Origin of the sequence: Kangiella sp., assembly GCF_048265365.1 — a bacterium.
Taxonomy (GTDB): Bacteria; Pseudomonadota; Gammaproteobacteria; order Enterobacterales; family Kangiellaceae; genus Kangiella.
On the sequence record NZ_JBLXBT010000002.1, the window covers coordinates 448,353 to 463,723 of the forward strand.

Sequence of the window (15,371 nt, forward strand, 5' to 3'; positions counted from 1 at the left end):
AATTAGAGGTCAATTTTGGCAGCTGCTAATAATAGCTCTGGATCAATTCGTACTTTGTAATTCGGATTAATGTATTCAAATTTAATCACGCCATTTTTATCAAGGATGAAAACAGCTGGCACCGGCAGTACACTTTTTGTGTCTCCGTCTGCTTTTGCCGCCTTTCCACCAAGCTCTTCTATCTTACCTGCATAATCATCTTCAATGTGAAACGCTAAGCCAAAACCACGCGTAGCGGCAAGTTGGAAATCTGAAATAAGCTCATAAGAAAGATTGCGTGTTTCGCTGGTTTGTACCAACTCATCAGGCGTATCAGGGCTGATCGCTAATAACTGATAACCCATCTCAACCAACTCACTCTCAATTTCCTGAATTTGACTCAGTTGCGCATTACAAAATGGACACCAGCCACCGCGATAAAATAATAGTATGGTGGGTTGCTGCTTAACTTTATCCAATAAACGAAATGGCTTACCTTCTGTATCCCACAGATGGATATCAGGGACTTGTTGACCAATCAGCAATGGAGTGACGTGATTTGCATTGTCAGCAATTTTGGTTCGCTCTAAAGCTACGGCTGAAACACTGATCATACTGCTAATAATCAGTATCAATACTGCTTTAATCGGTTTCATAGGTTATACACCTTATGGTTTTTTTTGAGTTGGTTCAGGCTATTAGAGCATCTATGCAGGCATTTGTTACAAAAATATCATGCACAAAAAAGCCCTTAACCAGGTAAGGGCTTTTCGGTTCAAGGAAGCGAAGACTATGACTGAGTCTTAATCCAGCGCTTAATTTTATCCTCCAGAATATTCAACGGAATCGCACCATCTTTTAGTACTTCATGGTGAAACTCGCGAATATCAAACTTATCACCTAACTCTTTCTCAGCCAAAGTACGCAGCTCGCGAATTTTCATTTGACCAATTTTATAGGCGAGCGCCTGACTTGGGATTGCCATGAAACGCTCTGCTTCAGACACCATACGCGCTTCTGCAGCCGGAGAGTTTTGCTCCATATAGGCCAGCACTTCCTCACGAGTCCAACCTTTGGCATGTAAGCCGGTATCCGTGACTAAACGAATCGCGCGCCATAGTTCGGCACCTAAAGCTCCAAAGTACTGGTATGGGTCGGTATAAACACCCATTTCCTTACCTAATGACTCAGAATACAATCCCCAACCTTCAGTGTAAGCCGTGTTTCCCCCAAAGCGACGGAAGTTCGGAACATCCTTTAACTCAATCTGAGTTGAACGCTGGAAGTGGTGCCCTGGCACTGCCTCATGCAAATATAATGATTCAACAGTCCAGGTTGGGCGAGCGGTTAAATCATATGTATTAACGTAGAAAATACCTGGGCGTGAACCATCCGGAGCTGGGCTTTGATAAGAGGCCGCTGACGAAGACTGTTCGCGATAAGCTTCAACTGCCCGGATCTCAAACTCAGCTTTTGGAATCACTTTGAATAAATCAGGAGCGGCTTTGTCGAGCTTTCCTCTCAAGTTCTCATAAGCCTGCAACATATCTTCTTTGGTATCAAACTGGAACTGAGGATCGGTCTTAGTGAACTCAAAGAACTCTTGCAGGTTGCCTTCAAAACCAACCTCTTCCATAACCCCTTTCATTTCTTCATGAATACGAGCCACTTCATCAAGACCAATCTGATGAATCTGCTCTGGCGTTAAATCAGTACTGGTCGTTTCTTTAACTTTAAAGGCATACCACTCCTTACCGTTCGGCAGTGCCACCATACCCGAGGTCTCACGTGCCGCAGGAATATACTCTTTCTCAATGAAGTCATGCATCTTTTGATAAGTTGGCACAACCCAGCCTTTAATCGCTTTAACATACTCCTGAGTTAAGCGCTTTCTGTCTTCCTCAGAGAATGACTCAGGCATATTTTTTATGGGTCCATAGAATAGGCTGGTTTCGACATCATCAACCACATGTGCTTTCAACTGTGGCAGTACTTTGACCATCAAAGCCTTAGGTTGAACAACGCCCTGCTCCATCCCTTCGCGCATGTTTCCGATAATAACATCTACACCACCGGCGGCCTGCTCAAGACGGCTGAGCCAGTTTTCGTAATCTTTAACCGTATTAAAGGGTTGCGCGCTATTGCCCGAACCCAGCATGGCAATAAAGTTGAACGGGTTATAGAACTGCTGGATCGGCTGCAGATGATCAGGGTACTGATGACCTTCAATTTCGGCCTCGCGCTCGCCCTTAAAAACTTTATAACTCAGTAGATCCTGGCCTTGAAGTTTTGAAGCATCAATAGTGTTTATCTTAGCGAGAAACTCTTTACTGAACGCCAGCTGTTTTGCAAGACCTTCTTCCGTACCCCAATCACCTAATTGGTCATTAAAACGATTATCGCCCATGAAAGTTGCCATTAACGGATTCATTTCAAGGCTACGTTCCCAATGTTCCGCATAAATAGCTGCTGCTTTTTCGGCTTCAGTCTGCTGTTGCGCTGCGGTAACTTTGTCACTAGATAAAAGACTGATTGAGGACGGGGCTGCCATAACGGCTGCACTGGAGACAGCCATCGCGATGGATAAAGAAAGAGCTGTTATTTTGTGAACTCTCGAACGACTCATTGAATACTCCCACTGGTTCTATTTAGATTAACTTAGTGAAAATCACTATAACCGCGGGTAAATCACAACTCAAAAGTAACTGGTAACAAAGTGTAAACAAATCGAGAGTTTTAAAAGTAATTATTCACTCGTTTTAGACTTCCTAAGCGAATCGATTTTAGCCAACTTCTCCAAAAAGGCCTCTTTATCCAATTGATTTTTATAGTCCAAATCGAATCTACTATGGAAATAGATACTCAGAGTCACCTTCTCATCCGTCAACTCAACGTCATAGCCATCAAAGCCCGAAGTGGCGTAGATACCCTTAAAGTAATGACGATTACCACGCTGCTCGCCCTGCTCAGCAATGATCTGAAACACTCTTAATGCTTGGCGAATATCAATATCAGTAGACATATATGTTTTGCTTGATGATTTTGAATCATCATAAAGGAAATGGCGGGGATTCTAAATAAAAAAGGGCGACTCATCAGTCGCCCTTACAGCATAAATATAAAACGCAGGAGTTTTATTCGGGTCGCATGTGAGGAAACAGCAACACATCTCTAATAGACGGAGAATCTGTGAGCAACATCACCAAGCGATCAATACCAATACCTTCACCGGCTGTTGGTGGCAAACCGTATTCCAATGCGCGAATATAGTCAGCATCATAATGCATGGCTTCGTCATCACCGGCATCTTTTGCTTCAACCTGTGCTTTGAATCGTTCCGCCTGATCTTCTGCGTCGTTAAGCTCCGAGAAACCATTAGCGAGTTCACGACCGCCAGCAAAAAACTCAAAGCGATCAGTGACAAATGGGTTTTCATCATTACGACGCGCTAATGGCGATACCTCTGCTGGGTAGGCAGTGATAAAGGTTGGTTGAATTAGTTTGTGCTCAGCCACTTCTTCGAAGATTTCGATTTGAACTTTACCCAAGCCCCATGATTTTTCCGTTTTGATTTTTAAACGCTTGGCAACTTCGCGCGCTTTGTCTAAATCGCTTAGTTGTTCAAGAGTAATTTCTGGCTGATATTTCATGATAGCTTCGAGTACCGTCATACGTGCGAAAGACTGACCAAAGTCATAAGTTTCACCGCTACTTTCGAATACAGTTTTTCCAAGCACAGTTTCAACGGTGTGGCGCAACATGGCTTCGGTTAAGTCCATCAGATCATTGTAATCGGCATAACCCCAGTAGAATTCCAACATAGTGAATTCAGGGTTATGGCGCGTTGATAAACCTTCGTTACGGAAGTTGCGGTTGATCTCAAAAACTTTCTCTAAGCCACCAACCACTAAACGCTTCAAATATAATTCCGGTGCGACACGCAAATAAAGCGGCATGTCTAGCGCATTATGGTGTGTCTCAAAAGGACGAGCTGAAGCACCTCCTGGAATGACGTGCATCATTGGCGTTTCTACTTCAAGGAATTCACGCGCTTCCAAGAATTCACGAATCGCTTTAATGACTTTAGAGCGAATGATAAAAGTTTCGCGCGACTCCTGATTGACGATCAGATCAACATAGCGCTGACGGTAGCGCGTTTCTTGATCAGATAGGCCGCCCCACTTATCAGGAAGCGGACGCAAAGCTTTGGTCAGCAAGCGAATGTTCGATGCTTTAACCGATAACTCGCCTTTATTAGTTTTAAAGACTGTGCCTTCAATACCGACAATATCGCCAATATCCCAAGTTTTAAAATCATCATAAACGTCATCTCCTACCGCATCTTTACGAACATAAGACTGGATACGGCCCGACATATCTTGAATAGTAATAAAGCTCGCTTTACCCATGTTGCGGAACAACATGATGCGACCAGCAACCGTAACCTTCTTACCCAATTCTTCTAGCTCAGCCTTGTCCTTATCGCCATACTCATTGGCAATATTCGCTGCTAAAGAATCACGACGGAAGTCGTTCGGGAAGGCAATCCCCTGTTTTCGTTTATCTGTCAACTTCTGCTTACGTAAAGTAATCTGCTCGTTGACATCAACTACTGGGGTTTCTTGATTGCTCATTTTCGTTTATTACCTCAATTTACCGTTATAAAAAAAATTTCATTGTTACTATCAGTGACTACTATTCAATTGTTGCTGTGATAAAAATGTCAAAACACTTTCAAGTTGTTCAAGTTAAAGTAAGTGACTATAGACTATATCCTGCAAAAAAGTTTTAACACAGTAGCTGCAAAGCACAAGCGCTCTAAACGCCGGCTTTCAGTGAGGCCTCAATGAAACCGTCTAGATCCCCATCCAACACCGACTGCGTACTGCTCGACTCATGTCCGGTGCGCAAATCTTTAATTCGCGACTGATCCAAGACGTAAGACCGAATCTGACTACCCCAGCCGATATCCGACTTGGTATCTTCTAGAGCTTGTTGCTCGTCGCGCTGCTTTTGCATTTCTAACTCATACAGCTTGGCTTTCATCATGCTCATCGCTTGCGCACGATTTTTGTGCTGTGAGCGATCATTCTGACATTGCACCACAACTCCGGTTGGAATGTGCGTTAAACGGATCGCTGAATCAGTTTTATTAACGTGCTGACCACCGGCTCCACTGGCGCGATAGGTATCTACCCGCAAGTCTGCCGGATTGACTTCAATATCGATATCGTCATCCACTTCGGGATACACAAATACGGATGCAAAAGAGGTATGCCGACGATTGCCTGAATCGAATGGTGACTTACGCACTAGACGATGAACACCAGTTTCAGTTCTTAACCAGCCATAGGCGTATTCGCCTTCAACTTTTATAGTGGCACTTTTGATGCCCGCTACATCACCATCGGATTCTTCGGTGACTTCAGCTTTGAAGCCGCGACTTTCACACCAGCGCAGGTACATCCTTAATAAGATGCTGGCCCAATCTTGCGCTTCAGTTCCGCCTGAACCGGCCTGAATATCCAGATAGGCATTGTTCTCATCCATCTCGCCAGAAAACATGCGTCGGAACTCTAGTTTTTCGAGACTGGCGTTGAGTTGTTTTACCTCGTTTTCAATCTCGGCAACACTGTCTGCATCATCTTCTTCAACCGACAGTTCCAACAATTCCTGGTTATCATCGATGCCTGTTTCCAGGTTCTTGATGGTGTTAACAACTGTTTCCAGTTTTGCTCGCTCCTGACCTAAGGATTGAGCGCGCTCCTGATCGTTCCAGACATCTGGCTGCTCAAGCTCGCGTTCGACCTCTACCAGTCGCTCCTGTTTGCTATCAAAGTCAAAGATACCCCCTAAGCGTTGCAACACGCTCAGACATATCTTTTAGTTGTTCTCGGATTGGGTTTACTTCCAACATAGTGTGTTAATCACTTCTCATTTATGTGTTTTGCGCCCGTTTATCACTCTTTTATACTGGTACCGTCCGGTTCTAACCAGCTGGTAGATGGCGCAAAAGGGACATATTTTAACCAATCTGATGCTCACTGCATACCTTAAATATGGTGTCTTGCCCCTTTTCTTATACCTTTCGCCTCTAAACTGATGGGCTGTTAGCGTCGCTTAGGTGTCCAGGCCCAAATCATGGTGCATTCGATAGGTTCTTTGCCTTCCTCATCAACTACCGACACCTGAACATCAACTTCACCTTTATCTTCATTGAGGATTGCCAGGCGCTGCGATTCGCTTAGCTTTGCAGTCGCCGTTAAACTACCTACGGCTCTTTTCAGGAAATCGACTTTAAGGGTCTTAATAACCAGATACTTATCATCCGGCACATTCATACCCACTACCATGCCAGTAGCTGTTTCTGCGATGAGAGCCATGGCCGCTGCATGAATGGTACCTATGTGGTTTTGCACTTTTTTACGGTTCTGAATACGGAACTGAGATGATTCTTTAGTCAGTGTTAATACTTCAACTTTGGCCGTACCCACCAACTTAACGGTTCTTCTAATGACAAAATTAAGCAAGTAGCCCTGTATAAATTGTGGATAGCCCTTAATAGTGTTGACCACTTTGGCGAGTCGGTTGTCCACCAGCAAAGCGCTGGCTGAGTTTGTTTCATTCATATTAATTCCTTGATGAGTCGGCTGTCGCCTATTTGTAAACAGATATTACAAATCATATCCTCTTCAATAATTTAGTGCTAATGTTCTTAGCTCGGTAGGAAATTTTCAGGAACAAATTAGTATGACCAAAATAACATTAGTAAGCCTTAGCTTAGCTCTGGCTTTATATGGCTGTAATAATGATCAAGAACAAACCAGTCCTACGACCAACGCCGCAGCAAGCGAAGTGACGCAAAACGTTGTTAAAAATAAAGCACAACAAAGCATGACCAAAGAAGAAGCGTCAAAAGCTTTAAATGAAATATTTGAGCAGCAATTTCAGGCTAGCCTGGCTCTCAATCCAATCCAGGCAACTGCCATAGGCATTCCAGGTTATAACGATAAATTACCTAATTTTTTATCCTCAGAGTTCCGCAAGAAAAGCCAAGACTTCACTGTTGAGTGGCTAGACAAAGTTAAACAGATTGATCGCAGCCTGTTATCCGGTCAGGACCGCCTGAGTTATGACATTTTTGTTCACCAATCAGAACACAGTCTTAAAGGTGAACAATTCCCTGGCTACCTTATTCCCATAAACCAGTCCAGCAATATTGCCAATTTCTTTGCTCAGCTGGGTTCTGGTCAAAGCTTCCAACCCTTTAAAACTGTTGAGGACTATGACAACTGGTTAAAGCGAGTTGACGGTGGCGTTGCCATAATGGAACAAGCCATAATTAATATGAATCAAGGTATTGAGCAGAAAGTCGTTCAGCCAAAAGCTTTAATGGAAAAGGTGATTCCACAGCTGGCAGCACATGTGGTTTCTGATCCAACCGAGAGCATTTTCTATACGCCGATTAGCGATATGCCAGAAGACTTTGCTGAAGAAGACAAGAAACGTCTAGAAGAAGCTTACCGCACAGCCATCGTTCAAAAGCTGGTTCCTTCTTATAAAAAACTCCATGATTACATCAAAGATGATTACTTGAAGCACGCACGCGATAGCTTTGGCTTAAGCGAGCAACCGAATGGCGAAGCCTGGTATAACTATCAGCTGAAAACTTACACCACAACAGATCTGACTGCCGAAGAAATTCACCAGTTTGGTTTGAATGAAGTGGTGCGAATCCGTTCCGAGATGGAAGGCGTGATGGAACAGGAAGGTTTTGAAGGTACATTAGAAGAATGGTTCAAGTACGTACAAACCAATCCTGAGTTCTATTACGACAACGAAGAAGACTTGTTGCAGGGCTATCGGGACTTACAAGCCAAGGTTAACAAGTTATTGCCGAGCATGTTCGATATTGCTCCCAAAACTGACTACGAAGTTCGTGCAGTTGAAGCCTTCCGTGCTGAGTCAGCAGCAGGCGCATCCTACATGGCAGGTTCACCGGATGGTTCTCGTCCCGGCATCTTCTATGTTAATACCTTCAATCTAAAAGGTCAGCCTAAGTTTGGCATGGAAACCTTGTCCATTCACGAAGCTGCGCCAGGTCACCACTTCCAGATTTCATTGCAACAGGAAATCGAAGGCCTACCGATGTTTCGTCGCTTTGGTGGATTGAGTGTCTTCAGCGAAGGCTGGGCTCTGTATGCTGAATCTATCGGCAAGGAAATGGGAATGTTTAGCGACCCCATGCAGTACTATGGTCGATTAAGTGACGAGATGTTACGTGCCATGCGCTTAGTGGTTGATACTGGACTACACGCCAAAGGGTGGTCACGCCAGGATGCCATTGATTATATGGTGGCTAACTCCTCGATGGCAGATACCGATGTGGTTTCCGAAGTTGAGCGCTATATCGCATGGCCAGGTCAGGCGGTTTCCTATAAAGTTGGTCAGCGCGTAATCAGCAACCTAAGAGCCGAAGCTGAAGAAAAGCTTGGCGATAAGTTTGACATCAAAGCTTTCCACCGAGAAGTGTTAGTGGATGGTGCCGTGCCAATGCCGGTATTGGAAACTAAAATCCGCGAATGGATTGATTCACAGCTAGATGAGGCCTAATTCTCGTCTAAAATGTCATCTAATAAACAAGGAGCTTCGGCTCCTTTTTTATTGTGAACTTCTATACCTTCAAGTTTCTTTTCAGAACACCATAAGCCACTTCATTTTGCCAGCGTCCATCAAAGTTGAAGTTTTCCTGAAAATATCCCTCTCTTCTCATTCCAATTTTTTCCATCAGTTTCCAGGAAGCAATATTTCTTGGTTCGCAATAAGCGACGAGTTTGTGAAACGGCCAATCTCTAACTATCAGTTTCACTAAGGTGACTAAAGCTTCTGAGCCATAACCGTGTCCTTGAAAATGACGATTAAATTTATAACCGATTTCAATCTGTTGATGCTGTTTACTCTTATAACGGAATCCAACATCTCCAATCATTTTATTAGTACTTTTAAGCACGACCGCAGCACCCATCCACTTACCTTCTTCACCATCCCACTCGCCTGCGTGACTTAAGAATAACTCTCTCGCCTCCTTTGGATCAGCTATAGGACGGATATATTTCATTACTTCAGGATCAAGTGCATATTCAAGGTAATCATCAACATCAGATTCGATGAATGGCCTTAACATTAATCGTTCTGTTTCTATAATATAGTCCATCAAGTTATAATTCCTCAAACCGTTTCATCATTGGAAAATACAATGCCAGTTTAATGGGTCGGTCATCAATCTGTGCCATCAGTGTTTTATATTGCTCTAACTGAGCTTGGTAGCGCTCTTTCTCGGACTGGATAAATCCAGCAACATCATCGCCAAGGTGACTACCGGTTTTGTAATCGATAATCCAGCGAGTGCCCTCTTCATCAATAAAGGTTCTATCAATCACAAATGCTTTATATCCCCCATCGACTACACCCGTCAACGCCAGCTCGCAGGCTGACTGTTGGTGCTGAGCTGATAAGATCCACTGCGCCTTAGGATCGCTTAATACGTTGCGTAAACCCTCTTCAATGCGCTGTTGGGCATAACGAGCATTCTTTTCGCTGTATCCTGAACCCAGTAACAGCTCATACATTGCGGCCGCGTAATCCATCAGTGATTGTTCGTTAAGTTGCCATTGCCCTTTACTGACGAGTTCCAACTGCCGATGCATTAAGACACCAATCGTTTGTGCAACATCCGTTGCCCAATCAAACTCTATCGTTGCTTGTTCAGAGACCACTGAGTTTTGCTCAAGCAGTGTTTTTATATCTTGGAATGGATCACTTAATACGGGATAGCTCCAGTCAGCTTTAAGCCGCTGCCAACTATGGTCTAACGTCTGCTCTGAACTTTGCTTGGTTTGACCATCAGACTCTAGTCTCAGCACTTCCGATTCGATGAAGGTTTCATAAATTGGCTTCAATAGATTCATCAAACTATCATTGCCAAAGGAAGCCAGTTTCAATCGCTCTTCTTTCTGGTTATAGGAAACCGATCCGCAACAAGTTAAAAAGAGACGATGCTTGGCACGAGTTGATGCGACATACAGTAAGCGACCGCTTTCCAGGCGATCTTTTTGTCGTGAAAAATTATTGACAAATTTATACAGCGAGTTGCTTTCCCCGACTTGATCAACAGGTGCCATTAAATACTGACTGGAATCATCTTGCGCTGGAAACTCTTCCCACACCATCAGCTGCTTGTCATTATTGCCACTACCTTTATGCAGCTGTGGCAAAAATACCGTATCAAACTCAAGACCTTTTGATTTATGCATGGTCATAACCGACACGCGGCAATTATCTTCCCGGCTTGGTGGCGCATGCAGTTTACTCATTGCCGAAAGCAATGGTTTGTAATCGGTAATGATCTGATTCTGTTCATAATGACTGACAAAATCGAGGAAGCTGTAAACCTGCTCAATCTCATTAGGCTGGCACAACATAGCACCACCAAGATGCAACCACAGCGCTTCTAACTGAATGGCTAATGGTTGCTGGTACAATTGAGTTCGATGCTGTTCGAGAATAGTGCCTTGGTTAGTCAGTGCTAAAACCGCTTGCTCGGACAAGCCGCCTACTAAAGTGTGTTCTGTTAACACACGGTAAACATCATCCCCAAACATAGACTCAATTAAAGTCATATCTGTTAAAGTCAAACCAAACCACGGGGACTTCAACAAAGCCATCCAGGCCAGTTTATCGTGAGGATGAATCAATACCCTTAACAATGTCAGCACATCGAGAACACTTTGCTTTTCGGCCAGCTCTTCAAACTCTTCCGCTACATAAGCTATCGAACGCTGTTGCAGTGCTTCAATTATGGCAAAGCCATGATTGCGCGCTCTGACCAATACGGCAATATCTTGCTCGGGGTGATTTTTTAATAAAACGTCAATGTGTTCAGCGATGAAACTCGCTTCCTGGGCCGCAGCGTCAGTGATGACTTCATCTAAACCAGAGCTAGAAACAGAATCAGTGTCAAGTTCATCTCCAAAGAAGATCTTAAACTCAACCTTATCTTCAACTGCAATCTCTTTTGTAGCCGTTGCTTCTGCCAAACTCACAGCCCCCAATACGGCATCGTCATAACTGGGGAAAATACTGGCAAAACTCTTATTAACCCAATCCACGACTTTCTTGCTCGAACGGAAGTTACTGGTCAGCTGTAGAAATTCTAGCCGGGTATCGCCCAGGCCATAATCCCGAGCCTGAATAAATAAGCCGACATTGGCTTCACGGAAGCGATAAATAGATTGCATCGGATCGCCCACCACAAACAGAGTACGTCCGTCATCCGCTTGCCAGCCGGCAGTTAACTTTTCGATCAACTGATACTGACCATAAGACGTATCCTGAAATTCGTCCACCAGGATATGGGAAATACCATAGTCGAGCTTAAGGGCTAACTCGGATGGTTCATCAATATTGCCCAGTGCGCGATCAGCAGCCATAGATATTTCGGTAAAATCTACAATGCCTTGTCGCTTAAACTCTATCGTTAAATGAGCGGTGGCAATGCGCATCAGTTCAGTTAAGGACTCAATCACTTCCCACTCGTCGTCCTGATAATGAATATTGGGGAAATTTCGGATGATGGCCATGTGTTCAACAAAAGCTGAATACTCAGCCAGTTCACCCATAACTTCTGTCGCCTCATCTTTCTTTAATTTGATGATGCCTTTTTCGTCTTTGGTTTCGCCCAATTTTTGCGGCGGCATTGGCCCCGTTTTTAACAGCTTAGCTTCATTCTTGCTCATACAGAAGTTAGCAATAGCTTGCCAATATATTAAGTGTCCAGCTTTTGGTTCTGGCCATTCCACCAAAGTTTTGAGCTCAAATAATGGATGAGTATCTTCAAAATAATTTGCTGCAAAAATTATGCAGGATAGCAATCGATGCTTTAATGCGTTAGGGATTGACGAATCGAGTTGCTTTAATTCAGCTTCGAGTACATCAATAAAACCCTGTTCCAATATGTCACGCTCGGCAGTGCCTTCCTGTTCCAACCGCAACCATTGATCACGCTTCGCCAACTGTTGCGCCAACAGTTCTTGCAATTGTTCGACCTTATTGTCGGTATGCGCCAAAACGCGATGAACATGTGCCGCCCAGGGTTCCTGTGTCTTGACTCCATCCACCACAGATTTAGCAGCCTGATAATAAAGTTCGTAAGGATTTTCAGTGGGACTTAATTGACCACCAAACTTTGCTAGAACCGGCATCTGATTGGCGATAGTGGCACACAGTGAGTCAAAGGTTTTAATGCGCAAACGATGCGGGCTGTGCATTAAGCCCCAGCTTAACTCCTGATCACGCTGCAATACACTTTTAGCCAACTCCCAGGTTAGAACCTTGTGTGGTTCTTCGGGCTTTTCGCCTTGCGCGGAGTAGAGAGACTGCACAATACGATTTTGCATTTCTCGTGCAGCTTTATTGGTAAAAGTAATCGCCACTACTTCTTCAGGATTTTGCACCACGGCTAGCAGTTTCAGCACTCGCTGAGTCAATAATTCAGTCTTACCGGAACCGGCCGGCGCCTGCACAATAAAGGAGCGAGTGTGGTCAATGGCTTTCTGACGTGCCTGTAAATCTTTTATCATGCTGCACCTCCCTGGCTGCGCTTATCATCTTTGGGCTGTAGCATGGTTTTACGTTGGTTGATTCTGCATGCGGAGGCAAAGTCACAATAGTCGCAACTTCTGGGATCAACTATTGCAGTTCCTGCCTTAATATCACGCGCAACTTCTGACATTTGCAACTGCCAACGATCAATAATATCGGACATGTCTTCTTTAATCGCACTTCGTTTATCAAGCGCAAGATGCTCAATGCTATCGGCAATACCCTGATAACGAATTTCTTTAGCATTAATATTAAAGAAGCTAACGCCGGCAATGGGCGTGTCGCCCTGATTGATCGCGTACAGTGCTAATTGTGGCTCCTCAGGCGCTAACTCTTTATCTCTCGGGTACAGTTTGGCGCGGGTTGGCGTGCCCGTTTTATAATCAATAATCAAAAGGCCATCATCAACCTCATCGATTCGATCAACTTTTAAATTAAAGGTTAATCCTTCTATGGTAATTGATTGGTCCTGCTCTGGAGGTAATGATGTAAACGGTAAACGCCTGGCGTCAATTTGTAGTGCCTGCGTTAATTGTTTTAATAATCGTTGAAACTCATTATCAGCAAAGTCATCAAGTTGCAGGTAATAAAACCGATCTTTGTATTCATCAAGTACCCTGGTTAGATAAGGCTCGATTAGCGATGATAGTTGTGAATCGCTTTTATCAAGCAATATCTCATTGCTGTCATGCTCTTTCCAGAATGCTTCGAGAACACTGTGTACAAGGCTTCCACGCTCCATCGCGTTTAAACCCTGCTCCACTTCTTCAAACTCTTTCACCCTTAAGCGGTAGCTCATATAGGCTTTAAATGGACAGTTAATCTGATCCCTAAAGAAACCCGTGCCACCTTTCACCACACCTTCAGCCAGTGGCATACCATGATCATCCTGATATCTCTCAACAACATTATTGGAATCAATATCTCTATCTATCGTTTGTATGAATGTCGGCGCTAAAGTGGCATTCGCTGGCACAACCTTCTCAGAATACTCGGCAATAAACGGGCTTGGCAGTAATTCACTGCTACCCTCAAAACGCGGATATGAAATCGTCACATTGTGGCTGCTGGCTAATAAGCTAGCAATTAATTGCTGGGCATACTCAAACTCACGTTGCGCAGAACTGCCTGGCATCTGATGTTGTTTCAGCGTTTGTTTATCAATAAAAGGATTTGGATTGGGCTGCGCCGGCAACACCTGATAAGTGGCTCCAGTCAACCAGACGTGATCAAACTCAAGACCGAGAGTTTCGAGCAGCCCCATGATTTGAATTGGCGCTTTAGGTAACTCTTGATGGAATTGTTTTTCAGTCACAATTTGCGATAAAAGTTCGAGTAACCTTGAGAAGCTCATCTTTTGCGGATAAAAAACCTGAAACTGTCGCAACTGATTAAAACTATCATAGAATGTTTGTTGGATTTGATATTCACGACTGTGCAATGTTCGGCTACCCGGCCACTCCGTAGTGTCTAAAATTGCAATCAATCGCTTCATCCAGTCAACCAGCGTTAACTGCTCTTTAACAAGCTGCTGAGCCGATTTCAGACTTTCAATCAAACCTGAAAAAGAGGCTGTTACGATCTTTGCTTGTTGGGCCAGTTCATTCAGCTCACTGACCGCATATCTTTGCTTATGACTTTTGCGTAAATATTTTTCTAGCCTGGCTCTATCACTGGTAAGCGGCTCGTAACCCGTATCGCTTGCTTGTTGTTTGCCAAAATAGGGGCTTAGCAATAGCTGTTGCAGCACTTGAGTTTCGATACTGCCATTGAGAAACTTAAAAAGATTCAACGCGGTAACCACTAGCGGCTGTTTGCTTAATGGCTCCCCCAAAGAAATATCATAAATACCCAAAGTCGATTTTTGTTCAGGATTTAAATTGGGAGTAAGCTCTTGCCACAAAAGCCGATCGATAAGAGCTTTATGCTTTTCCAGTTCGGGCACAACAATCGCACAACGAAAGGGTTTGTCTGGATTACTCTTAAGCGCCTTTACGACGGAGTCCTTTGCCTGATTGATGACTGCTTTAAATTCTTCGCGCGCAGAGTTGAAACTCAACACGGTGGGAGTCGCTGCTGGATTAGACGAAGCTAACACTTCAAGTTTAGATGTACCGCCAAGTTGCTCAAACAACTTCTGTTGCTGGGGAGTGATTTGTTCAAAGCCCGCCGTATAAATATTATGTGCCAATGGCAACTGATGCTGTTTCATCAATTCCAATAAAAGGTTAATACTGGATGCGCTGTCAATCCAATGATTGTCATCTAGTCGTTGCCTGAACTCATTAGCCCAATCTTTAAATGCCTGAGTGTCTTTATCCCAGGCTAGACTTTGTGTGATATCCAGTTGCCATTGTTGGTGTTGCTGCCAGGCCTGCCATGCTTTACTGCTGGTTGCGTTAATATTTAATAAAAAATCATTCCATTGAGATCGCTCAATAATATCTTGCCAGATAAACTGACTTTGCTGATCAGATAGCAAGTGTGGCAGTTTCTCTGGAGAACCTCCTTTCAATTGCTCTCTGAGTAACTCCCACAAGGTTGCCGTGAATGCGCCCCACGGCATGACCTGCAGAGTTGCCCATACGGTTTTGCCTTGGGCAGCTTGCCAACGATTGTATTCTTCGCGCAAATGCCGCGCCAAACGCTGGCTTGCCGTAATGACAATACTCTGTTCCGGATCGATTGAATCGAAGCGATATCCTGTTTGCATAATATTCTTGTTCTAATGT

10 protein-coding genes are annotated in these 15,371 nt (G+C 44.0%); 1 reads left to right on the forward strand and 9 read right to left on the reverse strand.

What is annotated here, in order from left to right:
- Window positions 1–2 precede the first annotated feature (2 nt).
- The 6 genes from ACN0VI_RS11240 to ACN0VI_RS11265 all read right to left on the reverse strand — a co-directional run bounded on the left by ACN0VI_RS11240 (window position 3) and on the right by ACN0VI_RS11265 (window position 6,608).
- Entirely contained in the window at window positions 3–635 is a 633-nt protein-coding gene (locus ACN0VI_RS11240) for a peroxiredoxin-like family protein (protein WP_417446860.1), read from the reverse strand.
- Window positions 636–769: 134 nt separating this feature from the next.
- Entirely contained in the window at window positions 770–2,605 is a 1,836-nt protein-coding gene (locus ACN0VI_RS11245; protein WP_417446861.1) for a DUF885 domain-containing protein, read from the reverse strand.
- Window positions 2,606–2,725: 120 nt separating this feature from the next.
- Window positions 2,726–3,001: a DUF3081 family protein gene (locus ACN0VI_RS11250; RefSeq protein WP_331892728.1), complete on the reverse strand. Its 276-nt coding sequence runs from the start codon at window positions 2,999–3,001 to the stop codon at window positions 2,726–2,728.
- Window positions 3,002–3,113: 112 nt separating this feature from the next.
- Window positions 3,114–4,613 (reverse strand): lysine--tRNA ligase, encoded by a 1,500-nt coding sequence (lysS, locus tag ACN0VI_RS11255; protein ID WP_417446862.1) that lies wholly within the window; start codon window positions 4,611–4,613, stop codon window positions 3,114–3,116.
- A gap of 184 nt (window positions 4,614–4,797) precedes the next feature.
- Window positions 4,798–5,896 (reverse strand): peptide chain release factor 2 gene (gene prfB, locus ACN0VI_RS11260; RefSeq protein WP_331892732.1). Its coding sequence is split into 2 segments (ribosomal slippage): window positions 4,798–5,820 and window positions 5,822–5,896, totalling 1,098 coding nucleotides; the frame shifts between segments, so codons are not numbered across the junction.
- Between the two features lie 193 nt (window positions 5,897–6,089).
- Window positions 6,090–6,608, reverse strand: a complete 519-nt coding sequence (locus tag ACN0VI_RS11265) for a DUF4442 domain-containing protein (RefSeq protein WP_331892734.1) — start codon at window positions 6,606–6,608, stop codon at window positions 6,090–6,092.
- Window positions 6,609–6,729: 121 nt separating this feature from the next.
- On the opposite strand from ACN0VI_RS11265, the gene ACN0VI_RS11270 reads away from it, so the two are divergent.
- Window positions 6,730–8,592 (forward strand): DUF885 domain-containing protein, encoded by a 1,863-nt coding sequence (locus ACN0VI_RS11270; protein WP_417446863.1) that lies wholly within the window; start codon window positions 6,730–6,732, stop codon window positions 8,590–8,592.
- A gap of 61 nt (window positions 8,593–8,653) precedes the next feature.
- On the opposite strand, the gene ACN0VI_RS11275 is transcribed toward ACN0VI_RS11270, so the two are convergent.
- The 3 genes from ACN0VI_RS11275 to ACN0VI_RS11285 are packed head-to-tail and all read right to left on the reverse strand — an operon-like array spanning window position 8,654 to window position 15,352.
- Window positions 8,654–9,193: a GNAT family N-acetyltransferase gene (locus ACN0VI_RS11275; RefSeq protein ID WP_417446864.1), complete on the reverse strand. Its 540-nt coding sequence runs from the start codon at window positions 9,191–9,193 to the stop codon at window positions 8,654–8,656.
- Window positions 9,194–9,197: 4 nt separating this feature from the next.
- Window positions 9,198–12,617 (reverse strand): UvrD-helicase domain-containing protein, encoded by a 3,420-nt coding sequence (locus ACN0VI_RS11280; protein ID WP_417446865.1) that lies wholly within the window; start codon window positions 12,615–12,617, stop codon window positions 9,198–9,200.
- Window positions 12,614–15,352: a PD-(D/E)XK nuclease family protein gene (locus ACN0VI_RS11285; protein ID WP_417446866.1), complete on the reverse strand. Its 2,739-nt coding sequence runs from the start codon at window positions 15,350–15,352 to the stop codon at window positions 12,614–12,616. Before ACN0VI_RS11285 ends, ACN0VI_RS11280 begins: the two co-directional genes overlap by 4 nt.
- Window positions 15,353–15,371: the final 19 nt, after the last annotated feature.

Excerpts from the sequence above, each read along its gene's own strand:
- ACN0VI_RS11265 (WP_331892734.1), bottom strand. The coding sequence starts at position 6,608 with ATGAATGAAACAAACTCAGCCAGCGCTTTGCTGGTGGACAACCGACTC.
- ACN0VI_RS11240 (WP_417446860.1), bottom strand. The coding sequence starts at position 635 with ATGAAACCGATTAAAGCAGTATTGATACTGATTATTAGCAGTATGATC.
- ACN0VI_RS11275 (WP_417446864.1), bottom strand. The coding sequence starts at position 9,193 with ATGGACTATATTATAGAAACAGAACGATTAATGTTAAGGCCATTCATC.
- ACN0VI_RS11285 (WP_417446866.1), bottom strand. The coding sequence starts at position 15,352 with ATGCAAACAGGATATCGCTTCGATTCAATCGATCCGGAACAGAGTATT.
- ACN0VI_RS11245 (WP_417446861.1), bottom strand. The coding sequence starts at position 2,605 with ATGAGTCGTTCGAGAGTTCACAAAATAACAGCTCTTTCTTTATCCATC.
- ACN0VI_RS11270 (WP_417446863.1), top strand. The coding sequence starts at position 6,730 with ATGACCAAAATAACATTAGTAAGCCTTAGCTTAGCTCTGGCTTTATAT.
- ACN0VI_RS11250 (WP_331892728.1), bottom strand. The coding sequence starts at position 3,001 with ATGTCTACTGATATTGATATTCGCCAAGCATTAAGAGTGTTTCAGATC.
- ACN0VI_RS11280 (WP_417446865.1), bottom strand. The coding sequence starts at position 12,617 with ATGATAAAAGATTTACAGGCACGTCAGAAAGCCATTGACCACACTCGC.
- lysS (WP_417446862.1), bottom strand. The coding sequence starts at position 4,613 with ATGAGCAATCAAGAAACCCCAGTAGTTGATGTCAACGAGCAGATTACT.